This window comes from Micromonospora sp. NPDC048887, from assembly GCF_040649715.1.
Lineage (GTDB): Bacteria > Actinomycetota > Actinomycetes > Mycobacteriales > Micromonosporaceae > Micromonospora.
In genome coordinates, this window is record NZ_JBEZGA010000005.1 from 359,503 (window position 1) to 379,456 (window position 19,954).

Genomic DNA, 19,954 nt, shown 5'->3' on the forward strand with positions numbered 1-19,954 from the left:
CCTGAACGATCGTTAGGCTACCCCACCGGCCCGGCTCCCGGCGACCCTGCCACGCCCCCGACGTTCCCCCGTGATCAAGGAGTTCGTGTCCTCATCCGGGCTCCCGGAGGACGCGAACTCCTTGATCAACGAGAGGCAGGGGCAGGGCAGGGGCAGGGTCGGGGTCAGGTGGGGAGGGGGGTCAGGCGGGAGCGAGGACCGGCTCGGAGGACTCCGGACGGGAGCTGCTTGCCCACCAGGGCCTCGGCCAGCTCGGCGGCCTCGATCAGGGCGTCCAGGTCGATGCCGGTGTCGATGCCCATGTCGTGCAGCATGTGCACCGCCTCCTCGGTGGCCAGGTTGCCGCTGGCACCCGGGGCGTACGGGCAGCCGCCCAGGCCGCCGACGCTGGCGTCGAACTCGGTGACGCCCAACTCCATCGCGGTGAGCATGTTCGCCAGCGCGGTACCCCGGGTGTTGTGGAAGTGCAGCAGCACCGGCAGGTGGGCGTTACGGTCCCGGACCGCCGTGACCAGTTCGCGGACGCGCCGGGGCGTACCCATGCCGGTGGTGTCGCCGAAGGCGACGCGGTCCGCGCCGTCGCGGGCGACGCGGTCGACGATCGCGGCGACCCGGCGGGGGTCCACGTCGCCCTCGTAGGGGCAGCCGAAGCTGGTCGCCACGATCACCTCGGCGGTGGCGCCCGCGCCGTGCAGCAGGTCGATCAGCTCGGCGATGTCGTCGAGCGACTCGTCGGTGGAGCGGTTCACGTTGCGGCGGTTGTGCGTGTCGCTGGCCGAGACCACCACCTCGATCTCGGTGAAGCCGGCCGCCAGCGCCCGCTGCGCGCCACGGGTGTTCGGCACCAGCGCGGAGTAACGCACGCCGTCGGCCTTCTCCGCCCGCTGCCACACCTCGTCGGCGTCGGCCATCTGCGGGATCGCCTTCGGGTGGACGAAGGAGACGGCCTCGATGCGCCGCACGCCGGTGCGGGACAACGCGTCGAGCAGCCGCACCTTGGCGTCGGTGGGAATGGGCTCCTCGTTCTGGAGGCCGTCGCGGGGGCCGACCTCACGGATGCTGACGGAGTCCGGAAGTTGCGCCATCAGGTTCACCTCACTTCAGTCGAGCGTGACACCGAGATGGCGTCAGCGCATCCGGGAGACGATGCCGGTGTCGTAGTCGCCGGAGAGGAACTCCGGGTTCTCCAGCAGCTCGGCGAAGAACGGCAGGTTGCACTTCGGGCCGGCGATCTCGAACTGGGCGACCGCCGCCCGGGCCCGCTCGACCGCCTCCTCGCGGGTAGCGCCACTGACGATCAGCTTGGCCATCAGGCTGTCGTAGAACGGCGTGACGGTGTTGCCGGCGACGTAGCCGGAGTCGACACGTACGCCGGTGCCGGCCGGCTCGTTCCAGGTGGTGATCGCGCCCGGGCCGGGCAGGAACCGCTTCGGGTCCTCGGCGTTGATCCGCAGCTCGATGGCGTGGCCGCGCGGGGTGAGCGCGTCCGGGTCGAACGTCGGCGCCAGGCCGGACGCCACCCGCAACTGCTCCTCGACCAGGTCGACGCCGTAGACGTACTCGGTGACCGGGTGCTCGACCTGAAGCCGCGTGTTCATCTCCAGGAAGAAAAATTCTTCGGAGAGGGGGCTGCCGTCCTTGAGATCCCGCTGACGCGGGACCAGCAAGCACTCGACGGTGCCGGCGTTGCGGTAGCCCACCGCCTCGCCCGCCCGTACCGCCGCGGCCAGGAACCGCTCGCGCAACTCGGGCGAGACCGCCGGGGACGGCGACTCCTCGACCAGCTTCTGGTTGCGCCGCTGCACCGAGCACTCCCGCTCGCCGAGCGCCACCACCCGGCCGTCGGCCAGGCCGAGGATCTGCACCTCGACGTGGCGCACCCGGGGGAAGTACCGCTCGATCAGCACCGACCCGTCGCCGAACATCCGCTCGGCGAACGCACGGACCTTGTCGTACTCGGTGCGCAGCGCCGTCTCGTCGGCGGCCACGCCCATGCCCATGCCGCCGCCACCGGCGGCGGCCTTGACCATCACCGGGTAGCCGATCTCCGCGGCGGCCACCGCCGCGGCCAGGTCGGTCGCCGGTTCGGTGGTGCCGGGCGCGACCGGGACCCCGGCCGCCGCCATCAGGTTCCGAGCGTTGATCTTGTCGCCCATCGCGCTGATCGCGTCCGCGCCGGGCCCGACCCAGATCAGGCCGGCCCCTTCGACGGTACGGGCGAAGTCCGCGTTCTCGGACAGGAAGCCGTAGCCGGGGTGGATCGCCTGCGCGCCGGTGCTACGGGCGGCGTCGAGGATCGCCTCCACGTTGCGGTAGCTCTGCGCCGGGTTCGCCGGGCCGACACAGACCGCCTCGTCCGCCTCGGTCACGAACGGCAGCCCGCCGTCGGCCTCCGAGTGGACGGCGATCGTCCGGATCCCGAGCCGCCTGCCGGTACGGATGATCCGCCGCGCGATCTCCCCCCGATTCGCGACCAACAACGATTCGATCATCTTCTGCACGGACGTGACCCCTTCTCGACGCAAAGCCGGGGTCTCTTCTTAACACGCGTTAAGGTGCGCGCGGCGTGTCAGGCCGGATCGGTGGGCGCGAGCAGGGCCGCGAGGGTCGCGCCGCGCAGCAGTTCGGCCCGGCGCCGGCGGTCCACCTCGCCGCCGAGGAACGGCGTCGAGTTCATCAGGCCGAACGCCGCGTGGGCGAGCACCCGGGCCGCCCCGTCGGGCAGGCCGGGGTGCAGCGCGGTCAGCACGGTCACCCACTCCTCGACGTACATCCGCTGGAGCCGGCGGATCCGGCGGCGCGGCTCGTCCGGCAGGCGGTCCAGCTCGTGCAGGTGCAACGCGATCACCGCCGGATGGGCCAGCGCGAACTCGACATGGAAGTCGATCAGCGACTCCAGCGCGGCACGCGGATCACCCGGGTGGCCGGCGGCGCGGTCCCGCCCGCCCGCGAGCAACCCCTCGCTCACCGGGATCAGCGCGGCGGCGAGCATCGCCTCCTTGCCGGCGAAGTGGTGGTAGAGCGCCGGCCCGGTGACCCCGGCCGCCGCGCCGATGTCGTCCATCGACACCCCGTGGTAGCCGCGCGCCGCGAAGAGGCCGACCGCGATCTCCAGGATCTCGTCCCGCCGGGACCGCCGCCGGGCCGCACCCGCCGCCCCCCGTGCCTGCTGTTCCACCGCCACCGGCCCAGCCTAGACCTCGCGTACGAGCCGGGGCAGCCGCGGTTGACCCACCGTTGCCCCGGCTCGCCGTCTCAGTCCTCCTCGATGCCGTGGTCGGCGCGGACCTTCGCCGCCTCGGCCTCCCGGCCCTGCTCGTCGAGCGCGCGGGCCAGCAGCCAGGCGGCCTGCGTGGCCGGGCGGGAACCGGCGGGCAGCCCGGCGAGGACCGGGCGCAGCAGCCCCTCGGCCTGCTCCGGCCGCCCGTCGCGCAGCAGCAGCTCACCGGTCAGCACCTCGACCTGCGCCGCCTCGCCGAACGCCTCGATCGACCGCAGGCGCTCCGGCACGCCGTCCACCCGGTCCAGCGCGGCGGTGAGGCGGTCCTCGCCGATCAGCACCCGGGCCACCGCGTCGGCGGCCATCGCCCGCTCGTACGTGACCACCGGCGGCTCGTCGGCCTCGCCCTGGAGCGCGGCCACCGCCTCGTCCACCCGCTCGATCGCGGCCACCGCCGCCGGCAGGTCGCCGGACCAGTGCAGGGCGAGCAGTTCCCGCCGCCGGGCCCGCAGCTCGTCCACCTGATACCCGGCCAGCCGCCAGGCGGTCGCCGCCGCCGCGAACCGCTGCGCGGCCAGGGCGTCCCGGTCGGCGTCGTAGAGCAGGCCACCGGATTCCTCCAGCACCTGCGCCCGATGGGGGAGATTGTCCGGCCCGTCCAGGTTCTCGGCCAGCTTGTCGAGCACCGTGAGCGCCAGGTCCGTCTCGCCCAGCCCCGCGTAGATGCCGGCCAGCAGGTGCCGGCACCGGTCCGCCTCGGCCTGCGCGCCGGCCCGGTCCAGCCCGAGCACCGCCTCCTCGGCCACCTCGGCGGCCTCGGCCAGCCGCCCGGCCGCCCGGTACGCGTCGGCCAGCTCCCAGCGCAGCAGCGCGTCGCCGTCGAGCCCCTGCTCGACGCAGAGGGTGACCGCCTCGGCCAGATCCTCCACCGCCTCGGCGGCCCGGTCGGCGGCCATCAGCGCCCGGCCCCGGGTCACCCGCAGCGGCAGGTGGACGCCGGGCGGGGCGACCGACAGCGCCTCGTCACAGGCGGCCACCGCGTCGGCCGGGTCGTCGGTGGCACGCGCGTACGCCAGGCAGGCGCCGATGAGCATGTCGGCGTCGCCCAGCTCGCCCGCCAGCCGGCGGGACCGCGCCGCCGCGTCCCGGAACTCGTCGGCCCGCTCCAACTGTTCCAGCACGTGCGTGCGGTGCAGCGCGACCCGGCCGGCCAGCCACGGATCGGCGTCGGCGTCCGGCTCGGCCCGGTCGAGCGCGTCGAGCGCCTCCGCCCACCGCCCGCGGTGCACATGGGCCAGGGCGAGCCGGTCCCAGCCCGCGGCCCGGTCACGCGGCTCGCCGTTCTCGGCCAGGTAGTCGGCCGACTCCCGGGCCAGGGCCAGCCCTTCGTCCGCGCTCTCGTCGACCATGCTGAGCAGCACACCGAGCCGCCCCGCCACCACCTGCGCGCGCAGCGGATCTGGCACCTCCCGCCACGCGGCGAGCGCCTCCTGGTTGACGGCGATCGCCGCCGGCACGCCGTCGTCGTCCTGGGACAGCTCACCGGCTCGCAGTTCCAGCCGCCAGGCCCGGGTGTTCGCGGGCACGTCGGCGTCACCGAACCGCTCGTCGTACGCGCGCAGCGCCGCCGCCAGGCCGTCCCGGCGGTTGGTGCGCCAGGACTCCTCGGCCAGCCCCAGCAGCTCGTCGGTACCGGCGTCGGCGGGCACGGTGACCGGCTGCGCGGCGGCCACCGGAGCATCCGGGCCGGTACGCGGCGCGGGCACCGCCGGGCGGCGCAGGCTCGCGGAGAGCGGCAGGTGCTCGCCGACCGGCCCGGCCGCCAGCTTGCGGGCGATCAACCCGGACTGGTGCGTGGTGCCGTTGCGCGCGTCGAAGCGTTCGGCCAGGGCGGTCGCCGTACCGGCCAGCTCGTCGGCGAGCGCGCCCGCCGGCACGTCCGCGGCCGGCCGGTCGCCTGCGGCGCGGCGGTGCACTGTCAGCTCGGCCGGCACCTGACGCAGCGCCGCCGAGGCGGCGGCCGCGAAGTGCATCGCGGCGGCCGGCGTGGGTGCCCGGTCCAGCCAGTCCAGATGCCGCTCGACCAGCTCCAACGCGCGCGCCTCGTTGCCGGTGACGGTGCAGAAGTCGACGTGGTCGGCGATGTCCCACAGGTCGGCGAGGTGCCCGCGCACCCGCCGGTACGCCTCCCGGTGCGCGTCCCGCGCGGCGTCGGTCCGGCCGGTCTCCCGGTAGGGCGTGAGCAGCGCGGTGAGGATCCCCTGTGGCTGCTCGCTACAGGTCAGCCGGCCGGCGAGCACCGGCTCGGCCAGCGCCACCGCCTCCTCGTGGCGACCAAGCCGCACCAGGTGCGTGACCTGCGTGGTCGGGTCGCAGCCTGCGCAGTCGGAGAGCGTGTCGCGGGGCGTTGTCATCCACTTGCGGTACCACCCGTCCGCCGCCTCCTCGTCACCCAGGTGCGCGGCCACCAGGTAGCGGTGCTTGTAGACCGCCTGGAGCGAGTGCCCGGAATCGCGGTAGCGCCGTTCCATGTCGTCGAGGACCGCGTACGTCCGGTCCAGCGGCAGCTCCGGGAACTTCACCATGGCGTTGACCATGTACTTGAAGAACCACAGCAGCTGGTGCGTGTAGCGCTGGTGGTAGGGCTGCGGATCCTTGTCGTACTCGGACAGGCACCAGGAGAACGTGACGAAGGACTTCGCCGGCTCGCCGCCGTAGACGTACGCGGTGGTGCCGATGATCCGGGCGGCGAAGGCGAGGTGCCGGTCGTCGCCCGCGTCGGCGCGGCGCAGCAGCTGCTCCAGCGCGGCGATCTGCCCCGGGCCGTACGGCATGGATTCGATCTCGCGGTGCATGCGCCAGAGGTCGTCGTCAGTCACGGATCTCTCCCGGTACGGCCCGGCCGAGCAGGCCGAGGAAGGAACTGTTCAGCAGTGCGGCGTCGGCCGCCCGGATGGGGTGGTGCCCGAGCAGCAGCGCCTGCCCGTAGAGCGCCTCGACGGCCAGGCCGACCAGCTCCGGGTCGGCGAGCGTGGTGACCCGGCGGACCAGCGGGTTGCGGTGGTTGAGCACCAGTTGCGGGCGGTCCGGCGGGGCGGTGGCGGCGAGCGCGTCGAGCACGCCGCCCCACAGCTCGTCGGCCTTGTCCCGGCTGGCGGCGAGCTGGTCGTGGAACGCCGCCGAGCGGGACAGCAGGTAGAGCGCGGGGAGCGAGACCGGGTCGTACGCCCGGATCACCACCTCGCAGCCGAGCCGTTCCAGGGCCCGCTGCGCGGCGGTGCGGAACGGCCGCAGGGCCAGCTCGGTCGCCGGGTCGAGGATCTCGAACCGGGTGGTCAGGTCGCTCGGCTCCAGCCGCTCGATCAGCACCGACCGATCCACACTGGGCATGCGTTCGATCAGCTCGGTGTCGTACGTGTAGCCGCCGTTGACCACGGCCAGATCCTGCGCGGCGGCCACGGCGGCGAGCTGGCGGAACTCGTCCAGGCTGGCGGCGTACCGGAGCACGCCGTGGCGCTCCCGGAACTCGGCGAGCGTCATCGTGCCGACGTTTGTGTCCATCGGCCACCACTGGTCGACCAGCCGCAGCATCTCGTCGTCGTGCATGGCGAGCGCCTTGACCCCCAGGTGGTGCACCTGGAGGAACTCGCCGAGCCGGCGCGGATCGTGCTTCGCGAGCCGGACCAGCCAGCCCCGGATCTGGTCGCCGAGCGCCTCCCGGACGGAGGTGAGCAGCGCGTCCTCGTAGAGCGCCTCGCGGCTGGCGGTGGGACGCAGCTCGCCGGCGTCGACCACGCAGTGGGCGAAGAAGGCCCACTCGGGCAGCAGCCCGTCGGCGTGCTCGCTGAGCAGCATCCGCTTCAGGTAGACCCGGTGCCCGGCCCGGGCGGCCGGGTTCACCGCTGTGGGCAGGATGAACGCCACGCCGGTCAGGCCGGCCTCCGGCACCGACAGCGGCACCACGTCGAACGGGACGACCCCGAGCAGGTCCTGCGCGTACCGCTGGAGGGCGGCGCGGTCGACCGGCGCTCCCGGCGTGGTCGGCCACGGCGGCGGGCCGGCGGTGGTCGGCGTGTCACCGACCCGGACGTCGACCGGCAGCAGGCTGCCGTAGAGGCGGGCCAGCTCGGTGACTGTGGGTACGCCGAGCCACTGGTCGGCGTCGCGCCGGGGCACCAGCGTGACTGTGGTGCCGGGCTCGTCCCGGGCCTGCTCCGGATCGGCGAGGCGCACCGCGTACCGCCCGTCGGACCAGCCCGTCCAGAGCACAGTGGGCTCGTCGGCGTGCCGGGTGACCACCCGGATCTCGTCCGCGACCAGGAAGCAGGAGAGCAGGCCGATGCCGAACTGGCCGAGGAACTCGTGCCGGGAGAAGCCCAGCTCGTCGCGCTTGGAGCTGCGGCCGATGGTGGCGAGCAGCTCGTGCACCTGCGCCTCGGTCAGCCCGATGCCGGTGTCGTGCACGCGCAGTGTGCCGTCGCCGGTCAGCTCCGGCGGCTCGATGCGGACCCGCGCCGGGGCTTTCGGCTCGGCGGCCCGCCGCGCGGTGATCGCGTCGACGGCGTTCTGGAGCAGCTCGCGCACGTACACCCGCGGACTGCCGTAGAGGTGATGACTGAGCAGGTCGACCACGCCACGGAGGTCGACCTGGAAGGTGCGGTCCAATCGCGCTCCCGGTTCGGATTTTCGGCGCTCACCGTACCGGTCAGCGCCGACAGTGTCCGTCCCGTCAACCCCGCCAACCTTTTGCGTGTGCGGGGGCGTCTGGGGGGTGGAACGCGCGGGAGAGGGAGGCCGGATGGACGACGGGCGGGCGGACTACCTCGCCTTCGTCGAGTCGCACCAGCACCGGCTGCTGCGCGCCGCGTACCTGATCTGCGGGAACCGCCACCAGGCCGAGGACCTGCTCCAGGACGCGCTGCTCAAGCTGGCGCTGCGCTGGTCGTCGGTGCGTGACGGCGACCCGGCCGCGTACGTGCGCGCCATCCTCTACCGCGACGCCGTCTCGTGGTGGCGACGCCGACGGCGGGAATGGCTCAGCGCGTATCCGCCGGACCGGCCGGGCGCGGACGCCGACGCCGCGCTGCGGCTCACCGTGCGCGCGGCGCTGGACCGGCTGCCGCCACGCCAGCGGGCGGTCGTGGTGCTGCGCTACTTCGAGGACCTGACCGAGGTCGCCACCGCCGAGGCGCTCGGCGTCACCGTCGGCACCGTCAAGAGCCAGTGCCACGACGCGCTGCGCAAGCTGCGCGACGTCGTACCCGCCCCGGGCGCGCCCGGAGACGGCCTGATGACCGGGATGGAGGCGAACCCGTGACCGAGACCGAGCTGACCCGGCTGCTGACCCGGGCCGCCGAGGAGATCCGGCCGGCTCGTCCGGCCGCCGCCGGATGGGACCGGGCCCGCCGGGTCCGTCGCGCCCGCCGGGCCGCCGGCGCCGCGGCCGTCGCCGTGGTCCTGCTCGGCGGCGGTACGACGGCGCTCCTGCACCGCTCCGGCCCGCCACCGGCCGCACCGCCCCGCCCGACTGTGACGTCGGCACCGAGCGCGCCGGTGGTGCAGCGGCCCCCGGACCGGCTCGGACAGGCCGGCGGCCCGCTGGCCCGGCTCGGCGACCGGGTCGCCTCCGGCCTCTCCGAACGCCCGGTGCGCCGGGCTCAGGCGCTCTACCAGCCGGTCGACCCGGAGACCGGCGAGGCCGGCCCGGTCCGGGTGCTCGGTGACGACGGCATCGTCCGGGAACTCGACGTCGTCACGCTCGCGCCCACCCGCGACGCCGGGGGCAACCAGGCCGCTCCGCTCAAGCCGGGCAGTCTGTCGCCGGACGGCCGGATCGCCGCGTTCGCGCAGACCGGCGAGGTGGTCGTGGTCGGCCTGACCGACGGCGCGGTCCGCCGCTACCCGCTCGCCGGCTACCTGGAACACGTGCTCTGGGCCGGGGACCGGCTGCTGGTCGGGGACAACGACACCGCGTACGAGCTGGACCGGCGCACCGGAGCGGCACGGAAGCTGCCGGTCGATCCCTGGACGCTCGTCGTGCCCGAGCCGGCCCGTTCCGGTGACCTGTTCACAGTCGGCGGCTGGTCCGGGGACGGCGGCCTGGCCGTACGCCGGTTCCCCGCCTCCGGTGGCGAGCCGGAGCGGCGGCCGGTGACCACCGGGGAACTGCCGCCCGGCTACCGGCTGGACGAGGTCTACGGACGGGGCTGGCAGCGCGGCGACCGGATCGGCCAGGCCGGGTGGACCACCACAGCGGGCGCCGCCGGCACGACGAGCGGCGCCGAGGGCGTGGCGGTGCTCGACGCCCGTACCGGCGCGGTGACCCGCCTGCTCGACCTCGGACGCGAGGGCCGGTCCAAGGGCTGCTGCGAGGTGTACGGCTGGACCGCCGACGGCGCGCTGCTGTTCCGCTACGACGCCGGGCTGGCCCGGTGGCGACCGGAGACCGGCGGAGTCGACTGGGTGGCGGGCGACGTCCCCGGCCTGCTGTCGATCGCCGCCCGCTGACCGGTACAAAACCGGCCGGTCCCGCCGCGACCACGGCGGGACCGGCCGGGACGGCTCAGCGGATCAGGCCGCCGGGCTGGTCGCCCTTCACGACGGGGGCCCGGACCAGGTTGCCCCACTCGGTCCACGAGCCGTCGTAGTTGCGCACCTGCGGGAAGCCGAGCAGGTGGTGCAGCACGAACCAGGTGTGGCTGGACCGCTCACCGATCCGGCAGTAGGCCACCACGTCGTCGGACGGGCTCAGCCCGAGCTGGTCGGCGTAGATGGCGCGCAGCTCGTCGGCGGACTTGAACGTGCCGTCGTCGTTCGCGGCGGACTTCCACGGCTTGCTCACCGCGCCCGGGATGTGCCCGCCGCGCAGCGCGCCCTCCTGCGGGTAGTCCGGCATGTGCAGCATCTCGCCGGTGTACTCGCCCGGCGAACGCACGTCCACCAGCGGCCGGCCGGCCGCCACGTGGTCCATGACCTGCTCCCGGTACGCGCGGATCGGCGCGTCGTCGCGTTCCGGCACCGGGTACGAGGCGCGGGGCCGGCTCACCCTGTCCCGGGTCAGTTCCCGTCCCTCGGCGACCCACTTCTGCCGGCCGCCGTCGAGCAGCCGCACGTCCTGGTGACCGAAGAGGGAGAAGACCCAGAGGGCGTACGCGGCCCACCAGTTGAAGTTGTCGCCGTAGAAGACGACTGTGTCGTCCCGCCCGATGCCCTTGGCGGCGCACAGCTCGGCGAAGCTCGCGGCGTCCAGGTAGTCGCGGGTGACCTGGTCGTTGAGTTCGGTGTGCCAGTCGACCTTGACGGCGCCGGGGATGTGGCCGGTGTCGTAGAGGAGCACGTCCTCGTCGGACTCGACCACCACGAGCCCTTCGTCGCCCAGGTGCTCGGCCAGCCACTCGGTGGTGACCAGGCGCTGCGGGTCGGCGTACGACTGGAGGTGTGGATGCGGATCACTCGGCACAGGCATGAGCCCCAAGGTACGCCCGATCCGGAGCCGCGGATGTGACACCGGCCCCACCACCTCGGAAAGGTGGTGGGGCCGGTGCGATCAGACGATCAGCCCTCGACGATGAACCACTGGTACGCGAGGTCCGACCGGTTGCCGGCCTTGTCGATCGCGTACACCGTCACGGTGTGCCAGCCGGCCTCGGCCGGCGTGAGGGTGACCGAGGCGGAGCCGTCCGCGCCGGCCGGCACGGTGACCTCAGGGGCGTAGTCGAACTGGTAGACGTACCTGTCGACGTCGGGCATCCCGGGGGTGAACGTGAAGACACCGGGCACGCCCGGACCGCCGCCCGACCCGCCGAGCGGGTAGGTGGTCGAGCTGACGCCCGGCACGCTGCTGACCAGGAACGAGTAGCTGGTCTCCGGGGACAGCTCGCCGGACGACGAGCGGGCCCGGACGGTGAGCGTGTTCCGGAAGGCCCGGTCCGGGGTGACCGTCAGCTCGGCGGCGGTGTCGTCGGTGACGTCGACGGTCTGCTCCGGCCCGTCGTTGAGCCGGTAGACGAACGCCACCGTGTCCGGCAGGTCGGAGTCGAAGCGGAAGCCACCGGGTACGCCGATGCCACCGCTCGAACCCCACTCGCTGTACAGGTACGAGATGACCCGCGGCTTGGGATCGCGGACGGTGAACTGGTACTCGCGCTGCCCGGTGCGCGTGCCGTCAGCGGTCTCCGCGATCACCGTCAACTGGTGCCAGCCGGCCTGCTCCGGGGTCCAGGTGACGGTGGCGGTGCCGTCGGCCGCCGCGTCGACTGTCGTCGGCTCCGCGCCCTGGAACGAGTAGTGGTACCGGACCACGTTCGACCGCTGCGGCGTGAAGGTGAAGGTCCCGGCGACTCCGGGCAGGCCGCTGCTGCCGCCCTCCGGATATTCCGCCGACCGGACCAGCGGGGCGTCGTCGACCAGGAACGTCCAGACGGTCTCGGGCGAGCGGGTGCCGTCCGCGGTGACCCCGCGAACGGTGACCGTGTGCTGCCCGCCCTCGGTGGGCGTCCAGCTCACCGTCGCCCGGGCGCCGCTCTCGACGCGCTGTTCGGTGCCGTCGTCGAACCGGTAGAGGAAGGCCACCGTCTCCGGGACCTCCGAGGTGAACCGGAACTCGCCCGGCTGGCCCGGACCACCGGCGGGCCAGTCGGCCCGGTAGGGGTCGGCGGAGACGGCGGGACGCAGGTCCCACACCCGGAAGAACCAGGTCGCCGGCTCGGACTCGGTGCCGTCCCGGCTCACGCTCCACACGGCCAGGTTGACCCATCCCTCACCGGTCGGCGTCCAGGTCACCGACGCGGTGCCGTCGGCCTTCGCGGCCACCGTGCCCGGCTCGTCGTCGAAGCGGTAGCGGTAGCTGACCGTGTCCGGCATACGCGGGGTGAAGGTGAAGACACCCGGTATGCCCTGTCCGCCGCCGCCGGTCCACTCCTCGTAGACGGTGGCCGAGATCATCGGCTCGGTCGGCAGGTGGAACTCCCGGATGCCGGTGACCTCCACGCCGCCCGCCGTGACGCTGGTGACGGTGAGGGTGCGGAAGCCACCACGGGTCGCGGTGACGGTGATCGCGGCGGAGCCGTCGGCGGCGGCGTCGACCGTCCGCTCCGGGTCGCCGTCCAGGGCGTAGCGGTAGCGCACCACCCCGTCCATCTGCGGACGGAGCTGGAACGTCGCCGGCACGCCGATCTCGTTCAGCCGTCCCTCGATGACCGGCGACACGTCCTCGGCGAGGAACTCGTACGCGGTGGTCGTCGAGCGGTTGCCGACCGCGTCCAGGCTCCACACCCGCAGCGTGTTCAGGCCGCGGTCCGGCGTGAGCGTGACGGTGGCCGCACCGCCCGTCCGGTCGGCGTCGACCGTCTTCTCGACGCCGGAGTCCAACGAGTAGCCGTACCGCACCACGTCGGCGGCGCCGTTGGCGGTGAAGGTGAACTCGCCGGGCAGAGCCGGGTGCCACTCACGGTCGTCCGGGAAGTCGGTGGACGTGACGGTGGGCGGGGTGGCCGGGCCACGGATGTCGAGGCGGAAGTAGCAGACCGGGCTCCACTCGCCGGTGGCCCGGCTGTCCGCCGCCCGCATCTGCCAGGCGTACGTCCGGTCGTGCTCGAACGGCGACGGATAGATGTGGTCGAAGCGGCCGACGACGCGCTGGCCGTCGCGCGCGTTGTTGGTCTGCTCGATGCGCGCCTCCGGCTCGTCGACCGGCCAGACCGCGAAGGAGACGGTGAGATGGTCCGTGCCGCCGCCGTCGTTGCGGTCCCGGTCGTGCACCACCCCGGAGAGGGCGGGGAAGCGGATCACCTGGTACGGCTCGGCCGTGGTGCACGCCGTTCCGTCGGTGGTCCGCAGGTCGGTCGGCACGCCGGGGCGGAAGTTGTAGTCGATCGAGATGCCGACCTTGGTGGCGTACTTCCGGGCCAGCGCCGGATCCCGCTCGACGTCGGCGGGCAGCCGAAGCGAGAGGGTCAGCGTCGACCGGCCCTCGGCGAGCGCCTGGCGCAGCCCCTCGACCGCGTCGAACTCCACCCGGGGCGCCGGGCAGACGGTCCGGTCGGTGAGCTGGCGGCTGTCGACGAGGGCCAGGTCGGCCGGTGGCTTGAGCCAGCTCGACCGGGCGGTGTAGGCGGCGGTGCGCCACAGCTCGATCTTCGGGCGCTTGGTGCAGTCCGCCCCGGCCGTCTCCGTGACGTCGAGCTTGGCCGTCTCGATCTCCGCTCCCCGGTACCGGGAGATGTCGAACGTGAAGTAGGCACGCGACGTGTGCGGGCGACCCTTCGCGTCCGTCCAGATGCCGACCGGCACGTCGCCGGGCTGATCGATATTGATCTTGGCGGGTGAGCGCGAGTCGGTCCAGGCCCAGGAGGTGTTCGTCTCGTAGCGGATGTCGTACGCGGCGGCCGGCGCCGCGGTGGCGGTCACCGTCCCGGCCACGACCACTGTCGCCAGCGCGGCGGCGAGCAGACCTCGCCGGCCGGTCCGACGTGGATTTCTGTCAGGCATGAGGGTCAAACCCCATCCACCTTTCCCCTGTGTCACCCCGTACTTGATCGACGGGGGCAGCGGATGCTACCCAGGCGGGCGGACATCGGGCGATCCCAATAGGCGAAGCACGGGACACATAGGACGTCCGGTGGACGCCGTCGAGCCGTCCGGCTGGGTCAGGCGCGGCGGTGCACCAGCCGCCCGGCGACCACAGTGGCGCGGCAGGAGCCGTCCGGATCGAAGACGGCGAGGTCGGCCCGCCCGCCGGCCACCAGCGCGGGCGGCCTGGCGGCGGGCAGCACCGCCACGTCGTTGCGGGCCGCGGCGGACCGCAGCGCCGGATCGGTGACGTGTTCCCCGACCACGGCGGCGACGCCGAGCCGGAACAACGCGTGCACCCGCTCGCGGGGCGTGGGCGCGGGAGGCAGCGGGCCGTCGTGCACCAGCGCCGGCCCGAGCGTGCCGGCCCACCGCCGCACCCGCACACCGGGGTACGCGCCGGGCAGCTCGGCCGTCGGCACGATCGCCTCGACCCGGTCACCGGCGACCACGACGGCCAACCCCGCGCGGGGCGGGTCGTCGGGTGTCAGCCGCAGCAGGTCGGCGGCGTGGACGGTACGCACGCTCAGTCGGCGTCGACCGGGCCGAGCACCGGCCGTTTGGCGGTGACGAAGTCCCCGGAGGACCGCCCGGTCAACCGGCGCTTGATCCACGGCGCGAGGTGCTTGCCCGCCCAGCGCAGATCGGCGGCGCGGGCTGCCAGCCACGGGCTGGGTGCCGGGTGCGGCGGAACCAGCAGCCACTCCTCGTCGCAGCCGACGCCGAGCGCGGCGAGCACCTGGGCGGCGACCCGGCGGTGCCCGGCGGCCGACAGGTGCAGCCGGTCGGTGCTCCACAGCAGCGGGTTGAGGTAGGTGTCGTCGGCGTACAGGTCGACCAGGATCGCGCCGTGCCGCTCGGCCACCTCGCCGACCGCGCGGTTGAGCACTGCCACCCGGGGGGCCACCAGTCGCTGGCCGGGCAGCCGGGCCATCACGTCGGCGAACCGGAACAGCACCACGTCGCTGCCGCCGCCCCGGAGCCGCTGGACCACGGCGTCGTAGCGCGGCACGAACACGTCCGGGTCGAAGCTGCGGCGCAGCACGTCGTTGCCGCCGGCCGCGAAGCTGATCAGGTCGGGCTTCATGGCCAGCGCGGACGGCACCTGCTCGGCCACCACGTTCGGGAACAGGCGGCCCCGGATGGCCAGGTTGGCATAGCCGAAGTCCGGACCGGCCTCGGCGGCGAGGCGGGTGGCGACCAGGTCGGCCCAGCCCCGGTAGCTGCCGTCCGGATACGCGTCGTCCATGCCCTCGGTGAAGCTGTCGCCCACCGCCACGTAGCTGCGCCAGCGCACGGCGCCTCCCTCAGACGTCCCGGCAGAAGTGCGTCGCACAGTCTGTCACCGCGCGGACCGGTCCCGCTGGCCCTGCACGCCGGACGTGGCGGATGTCTCGACGTCCTGTTCCCGAGCGGCACCTCGGGGACGAATCGACCAGACACGCCTGCCGGGGCAGAATCCGTCATCCGGACCGGAGATGATGACTGCCGTCACCTGGCCGCGCGGAAACGTCCGGCCGGTCCCGCACACGGCACGAGCGAGGAACCAGATGACGCAGGGGCACCCTCCGGCGGCGGGCTGGCCGCCGCCCGGCAACGCCGACTCCCGGCACGGCGGAACACCGCCGCCCGCGCAGCCGGTCCCGTGGGGGCCGCCGCCCCCGGCACCGAGGTCCCGCCGTGGGCTCTGGATCGGGCTCGCGGCCGGCGCGCTCGCGCTCGCGGTCTGCGCCGGCACCGCGGTCGGCGTCGGGCTGGGCCTGCGCGGCGACGACGAGGACGGCCCGGCGCCGAAGGCGGCAGCCGGCGCGAACGGTGTCACAGTCACGAACGCCGAATTGTCCGCCCTGCTCGACCGGCACACCAAGGCGCTGGCGGCGAAGGACCTGGACGGCTACCTGGCCGCGTTCGACCCGGCCCGCGAGGAGCTGATCGCCGGGCAGACCCAGCTCTTCCGCAACCTGGCGAAGTTGCCGCTGTCGGTGGCCCGCTACGAGACGGTCGAGAAGCAGGGCCGCGCCAGCGACGCGTTCGGACAGGGCGTCACGTTCCAGCTCGACGTCTCGTTCGTGCACCAGTTGGACGGCTTCGACCTGGCCCCGGTCGCCGAGTGGTACCGCTGGACGATCGTCCGCGCCGGCAAGGACGCGCCGATCCGGGTCACCGCTGTGACCGGCGCACCTGCCGGCGGCAACGGCGACTCGAAGACCGTCTACTACCCCGGGCCGTGGGACAAGTGGCAGGAGATCCATGTCGAGCGGACCGCGTACGCCCTGATCATCACCGACGCGGCCCGGGCCGACCTGGCGGTGCGGTACGCCCTGGCCGTCGACAGGTCGGTGACGGACAACCTGGCCGTGTGGCGGGCCAACGCGCCGCCCGAACCGATGACGGACAAGTTCGTCGTCACGTTCGCCGCGGGCAAGGACGAGATGACCTCGCTCTACCGGATCGGCACCGAGAAGGCCACCGCGGCGGGCTTCTCGGTGGGCATGGTCGCGGCCGAGCGCAAGGACGGCAAGGCCACGATCGGCGGCACCCGCATCGTGGTGGACACCACCGATCGCTACTTCACCCGCTCCGGCGGCGACAACGACGCCCGCATGGTGTTGCGGCACGAAATCGCGCACTCGCTGATGACGCTCCGCACCGACCTGTCCGCCGTGGACGAGTTCAGCAAGCTCGACGAGTGGGTGGTCGAGGGCTTCGCCGAGTACATCGCCTTCAGCGGCCTTCCGCTGACCGCCAGCGAACGCACCGCGCCGGCCCGGCAGTTGGTCCGCAACGGGTGGAACGGGAAGCTGCCCGGCAACGGCGAGTGGGACAACCCCGACCGGCTGAGCTTCCACTACTGGCTCGGGCACACCGCGATGAGCCACCTCGCCGAAAAGCATGGCGAGCCGAAGCTGTTCCGCTTCGTCGAGGCCGTCTACGCCGGCGCCCCGACCGACCGCGCCGCCCGGGACGTGCTCGGCGTGTCGCTCGACGAGTTCCAGGCCGGCTGGGCCGACTACGTCCGCGAACTGGACGGCTGACGGAAACGGGAGACGACCGATGACGTATCAGCACCAGCAGTACCCGCCGCCCGCGTACCCACCGGCGGGCCCGCCGGGTCCGGTCGGTGCGCCGCCGGCGGCGCCGAAGCGGCGCGGGCGCGTGGCGTTACTGGTGGCCGGCGGCCTGGTGGCGGTGCTCGCGGTCGCCGCCGGCACCGCCTACGGCGTGTCCCGGCTGGTCGGCGGCGGTGACGGCGACGGGCGGAAGCTGCGTACCGCGTGGGTGCTCGACTTCCCGGAACTGCAGCGCAACGGGCTGAAGACGTACGACGGGCAGGACATGTTCGGTGCCTGGCTGGTCGGCGACGCGGTGGTCCGGGCCCAGCCGGACGGCATCATCGCCTACCGGCTCGACGACGGCGCCCAGGCGTGGGGTGTGCCCGCGCCACAGGCGACGTCGCTGTGCGCGGCCGCGCAGACGCTGGCCGAGGGGCGGGGTGTGGTGGCGCTCGGATCCGCCGAATCCTGCGACACGCTCGTCGGGTTCGACGCGGCCGGCGGCAGCCAGACCTGGCGGGCGACGTTCCCCGTCGAACGCCGCAAGGGCCGGTCCACTGTCACCGCGCCGGACCTGTCGGTGGCGAACGGGCAGGTCGTCGTGCGCAGCGGCGAGAGCGTCCTCGGATACTCGCTGGCCGACGGCAAGCGGCTGTGGCAGACCGACGCGGACCGGCTGCTGCCCGGCCGCGACTGCCGCGTGGCCGACGCGCAGGCCGCCGGGGACCAGGCCGTGGTCACCGCGCTCTGCGACGGCGACCGGGGGGCGCTGCTCGGCCTGGACCCGGCCACCGGCAAGCCGCGCTGGCAGCAACAACTGCCGGCCGCACAGCAGAGCGGCGGCGTGCTGAGCGTCGACCCGCTGGTCAGCCTGCCCGGCCTGAGCACCGAGACGTTCGTCGCGCGCGACGCCACCGGCAAGGAGCGGGCCACGTTCGGCAACCCCGTCGACGGTACGCGGTTCAGCGACCTGCCCGTCAACCGATCCAACACGGTCGAGGGGCCGGAGATCCGGCCGTACCTGGCCGACACGGAAACGCTCTACCTGCCCACCGAGCCTTCACCGGTCGGCGACGACATGCGCCAGGCCGATCAGGTGGTGGCGATCGACCTGGCCACCGGGAAGCGGCGCTGGGTGTCGGCCGGGCACACCGACAGCGAGGTGGAACTGATCCGCCTCGACGATCAGGGTGTGCTGGCGTGGGAGGTGGGCGACCGGCGGGATCTCGCCCCCCGGCTGGTCCGCATCGACCCGGCCACCGGAGAGGTGGATGTGCTGGCCGAGGCGCCGCGTTCGGCCGGCACCGAGGGCAGCGACGCGAAGGTGCTGGAACGCGACGGCACCGTGGTGCTGGTGCCGTGGAAACAGGTCAGCGCGGACGCGGCGATCACCGTCCTGCGCTGAACGACGCGGGGCGGGCCACCCGTCGGTGACCCGCCCCGCGTCGCCCGTCATCAGGCGGGCACGTACGTCAGCAGTGCCCGGTTCCGGGTCGGTGCCGGCTCGGTCACCGTGCCGAGCGGCTTGAACTCACTGTCGAGGACCGTGATGCCGGTACCGCGCCGCAGCAACACCCTGCCGTCGGCGCTGAACAGGATGCCGCGGACCTCGCCCGTGCCGGGCAGGTCGACGACCTTGCTGGTCCTGGTGTCGACCACCGCGAAGCTGCCGTCCCGGCGGGACGGGTCGGTGCCGATCCAGCCCACTGCCACGTAGCGGCCGTCGGCGGACACGCTGCGGGCCTCCCATCCGCCCCACTTCGTGGCCTCCTGCTGAGGTGGCGTGTAGGTGTACTGCCGGGTGCTCTCACCGTCCGTGACGTAGGGTTTGCCGTCCGACTCGGCGGCCAGCCAGGTGCCGTCGGCGGACCAGCAGCGCTTGACCTCCTGGCCCGGGTCGCCGACGACCTGCTTGTTGGCCGTCACGTCGTAGAGCACGGACTGGCGGTTCTTCCGCTGCACCATGAGATGGTCGTCGCCCTTCCACCGCAGCGGCCGGGCGCCGAGGCAACTGATCCCCTCCGCGAGGGTCGTCGCCCCCTCGTCTCCGACGGTGGCGATCAGCAGCACCCCGTTGGCGTTGTCGGCGCTGTCCTGCACCCACACCACCCGCTTGCCGTCCGGGGAGATGCTGACGCTGTTGGCCTCGCAGCGAGAGGCTGCCTCGTGGACGACCTCGTGGACCACCCGGTCCCGCGTGCCGCGGACCTCGTGGATCCGGGATCGGGTAGACGTGTGCTCCAGGTAGTAGCGGGTACCGGTGAGCGCCGGCTGCGACTGGCCGGTGGCGGTGCTCGCGTCGGTGGAGGGCGTACGGGACGGCTCGACCGGCGGGGCGGTGACGGTCACCGACGGCCCGGCGGGTTCGGGCGCCTGGCTGTTCGGCCGGATCGCCAGCGCGGTTCCGGTCGCGGCGGCCAGCACCACGAGCGCGGCGGCGGAGGTGGCGACGGCCCGCTGGATGCCGAGTCGCCGCGAGGTACGCAGCGCGCGGTCCCGCAGGTCGACCGGGGTGACCTCCTCGGCCAGGTCGGACAGGTCGAAACGCAGTCGGTCCTGGTTCATCGGGCGGTTCCTTCCGTGACGTACAGCTCGGCGAGCTCCGGGGCCACGCTGCGCAGCTTCGCCAGCGCCTTGGACGTCTGGCTCTTGACGGTGCCGACTGTCACGCCGAGCAGGTCGGCGGCCTCGGCTTCGGTGCGGTCCTCGAAGAACCGCAGGACCAGGACGGCCCGTTGTTTGGCGGACAGCCGGGCCAGCGCGACCCGGAGGGTCAGCCGGAGCGTGGTCTGCTGGGCGTGGTCGGGGGCCGAGTCGCCTCCGCGCGGCTCGGGCATGTCGCCCGGCATCGACTCGGCCACCCGGCGGCGCCGCCACCAGGAGACCTGCAGGTGGTACATGATCTTCCGGGTGTACGCCTCCGCGTTGCCGGTCTCGTGCAACCGGTTCCAGGCGCGGTGGGTACGGGCCAGGGCGGACTGGACGAGATCCTCGGCCAGATGCTGGTCGCCGGTGAGCAGGTAGGCGGATCGCAGTAAGGCGGGGGTGCGAGTTCGGACGAACAAGTCGAACTCATTCAGGAGAGGGTCCACACGAGCCGGTCCTTGGGGTC

At 73.5% G+C, this 19,954-nt stretch carries 15 protein-coding genes; 4 read left to right on the top strand and 11 right to left on the bottom strand.

The window, feature by feature from the left end; genetic code table 11:
- Nucleotides 1-164: 164 nt before the first annotated feature.
- The 5 genes from AB0C17_RS11560 to AB0C17_RS11580 all read right to left on the bottom strand — a co-directional run bounded on the left by AB0C17_RS11560 (nucleotide 165) and on the right by AB0C17_RS11580 (nucleotide 7,885).
- Nucleotides 165-1,085, bottom strand: a complete 921-nt coding sequence (locus AB0C17_RS11560; RefSeq protein ID WP_357468582.1) for a hydroxymethylglutaryl-CoA lyase — start codon at nucleotides 1,083-1,085, stop codon at nucleotides 165-167.
- A gap of 42 nt (nucleotides 1,086-1,127) precedes the next feature.
- Nucleotides 1,128-2,492 carry a biotin carboxylase N-terminal domain-containing protein gene (locus tag AB0C17_RS11565; protein ID WP_357468687.1) on the bottom strand — a complete coding sequence of 455 codons (1,365 nt, stop codon included), beginning with the start codon at nucleotides 2,490-2,492 and terminating at the stop codon, nucleotides 1,128-1,130.
- A gap of 77 nt (nucleotides 2,493-2,569) precedes the next feature.
- Nucleotides 2,570-3,184, bottom strand: coding sequence for a helix-turn-helix domain-containing protein (locus AB0C17_RS11570; protein ID WP_357382246.1), 615 nt, complete (start codon nucleotides 3,182-3,184; stop codon nucleotides 2,570-2,572).
- 71 nt (nucleotides 3,185-3,255) lie between these two features.
- Entirely contained in the window at nucleotides 3,256-6,099 is a 2,844-nt protein-coding gene (locus AB0C17_RS11575; protein WP_357468586.1) for a hypothetical protein, read from the bottom strand.
- Nucleotides 6,092-7,885, bottom strand: a complete 1,794-nt coding sequence (locus AB0C17_RS11580; protein ID WP_357468591.1) for an HSP90 family protein — start codon at nucleotides 7,883-7,885, stop codon at nucleotides 6,092-6,094. Before AB0C17_RS11580 ends, AB0C17_RS11575 begins: the two co-directional genes overlap by 8 nt.
- 133 nt (nucleotides 7,886-8,018) lie before the next feature.
- Between AB0C17_RS11580 and AB0C17_RS11585 the strand changes: the two genes are divergently transcribed.
- The gene (locus tag AB0C17_RS11585) at nucleotides 8,019-8,537 is read left to right on the top strand and encodes a SigE family RNA polymerase sigma factor (RefSeq protein ID WP_357478208.1); all 519 of its coding nucleotides are present in this window, start codon (nucleotides 8,019-8,021) and stop codon (nucleotides 8,535-8,537) included.
- Entirely contained in the window at nucleotides 8,534-9,727 is a 1,194-nt protein-coding gene (locus AB0C17_RS11590) for a hypothetical protein (protein ID WP_357478211.1), read from the top strand. Before AB0C17_RS11585 ends, AB0C17_RS11590 begins: the two co-directional genes overlap by 4 nt.
- A 55-nt stretch (nucleotides 9,728-9,782) precedes the next feature.
- On the opposite strand, the gene AB0C17_RS11595 is transcribed toward AB0C17_RS11590, so the two are convergent.
- The 4 genes from AB0C17_RS11595 to AB0C17_RS11610 form a co-directional block, all read right to left on the bottom strand.
- On the bottom strand, nucleotides 9,783-10,685 hold the full coding sequence (locus AB0C17_RS11595) for a sulfurtransferase (protein ID WP_357382236.1): 903 nt from the start codon (nucleotides 10,683-10,685) through the stop codon (nucleotides 9,783-9,785).
- Between the two features lie 89 nt (nucleotides 10,686-10,774).
- Nucleotides 10,775-13,708, bottom strand: coding sequence for a hypothetical protein (locus tag AB0C17_RS11600; protein WP_357478213.1), 2,934 nt, complete (start codon nucleotides 13,706-13,708; stop codon nucleotides 10,775-10,777).
- Nucleotides 13,709-13,866: 158 nt separating this feature from the next.
- Nucleotides 13,867-14,313, bottom strand: coding sequence for a hypothetical protein (locus tag AB0C17_RS11605; protein WP_357468675.1), 447 nt, complete (start codon nucleotides 14,311-14,313; stop codon nucleotides 13,867-13,869).
- A 2-nt stretch (nucleotides 14,314-14,315) separates the two neighbouring features.
- A complete protein-coding gene (locus tag AB0C17_RS11610) occupies nucleotides 14,316-15,086 on the bottom strand; it encodes an SGNH/GDSL hydrolase family protein (RefSeq protein WP_357382230.1) in 771 nt (256 codons plus the stop codon).
- A gap of 253 nt (nucleotides 15,087-15,339) precedes the next feature.
- Here AB0C17_RS11610 and AB0C17_RS11615 point away from each other — a divergent pair, with 253 nt between their 5' ends.
- Nucleotides 15,340-16,824 (top strand): hypothetical protein, encoded by a 1,485-nt coding sequence (locus tag AB0C17_RS11615; RefSeq protein ID WP_357474924.1) that lies wholly within the window; start codon nucleotides 15,340-15,342, stop codon nucleotides 16,822-16,824.
- A gap of 19 nt (nucleotides 16,825-16,843) precedes the next feature.
- Nucleotides 16,844-18,247: a PQQ-like beta-propeller repeat protein gene (locus AB0C17_RS11620; protein ID WP_357478215.1), complete on the top strand. Its 1,404-nt coding sequence runs from the start codon at nucleotides 16,844-16,846 to the stop codon at nucleotides 18,245-18,247.
- A 50-nt stretch (nucleotides 18,248-18,297) separates the two neighbouring features.
- Here the strand turns inward: AB0C17_RS11620 and AB0C17_RS11625 are convergent, their stop codons facing one another.
- Nucleotides 18,298-19,407: a hypothetical protein gene (locus AB0C17_RS11625; protein ID WP_357478217.1), complete on the bottom strand. Its 1,110-nt coding sequence runs from the start codon at nucleotides 19,405-19,407 to the stop codon at nucleotides 18,298-18,300.
- The gene (locus AB0C17_RS11630) at nucleotides 19,404-19,934 is read right to left on the bottom strand and encodes a SigE family RNA polymerase sigma factor (protein WP_357382221.1); all 531 of its coding nucleotides are present in this window, start codon (nucleotides 19,932-19,934) and stop codon (nucleotides 19,404-19,406) included. The genes AB0C17_RS11625 and AB0C17_RS11630 overlap by 4 nt, the downstream gene beginning before the upstream one ends.
- Between the last annotated feature and the right edge of the window lie 20 nt (nucleotides 19,935-19,954).

Coding starts and splice junctions, on each gene's coding strand:
- AB0C17_RS11560 (WP_357468582.1), bottom strand. CDS start 1,085: ATGGCGCAACTTCCGGACTCCGTCAGCATCCGTGAGGTCGGCCCCCGC.
- AB0C17_RS11565 (WP_357468687.1), bottom strand. CDS start 2,492: ATGATCGAATCGTTGTTGGTCGCGAATCGGGGGGAGATCGCGCGGCGG.
- AB0C17_RS11585 (WP_357478208.1), top strand. CDS start 8,019: ATGGACGACGGGCGGGCGGACTACCTCGCCTTCGTCGAGTCGCACCAG.
- AB0C17_RS11595 (WP_357382236.1), bottom strand. CDS start 10,685: ATGCCTGTGCCGAGTGATCCGCATCCACACCTCCAGTCGTACGCCGAC.
- AB0C17_RS11600 (WP_357478213.1), bottom strand. CDS start 13,708: ATGCCTGACAGAAATCCACGTCGGACCGGCCGGCGAGGTCTGCTCGCC.
- AB0C17_RS11615 (WP_357474924.1), top strand. CDS start 15,340: ATGACGCAGGGGCACCCTCCGGCGGCGGGCTGGCCGCCGCCCGGCAAC.
- AB0C17_RS11620 (WP_357478215.1), top strand. CDS start 16,844: ATGACGTATCAGCACCAGCAGTACCCGCCGCCCGCGTACCCACCGGCG.
- AB0C17_RS11625 (WP_357478217.1), bottom strand. CDS start 19,407: ATGAACCAGGACCGACTGCGTTTCGACCTGTCCGACCTGGCCGAGGAG.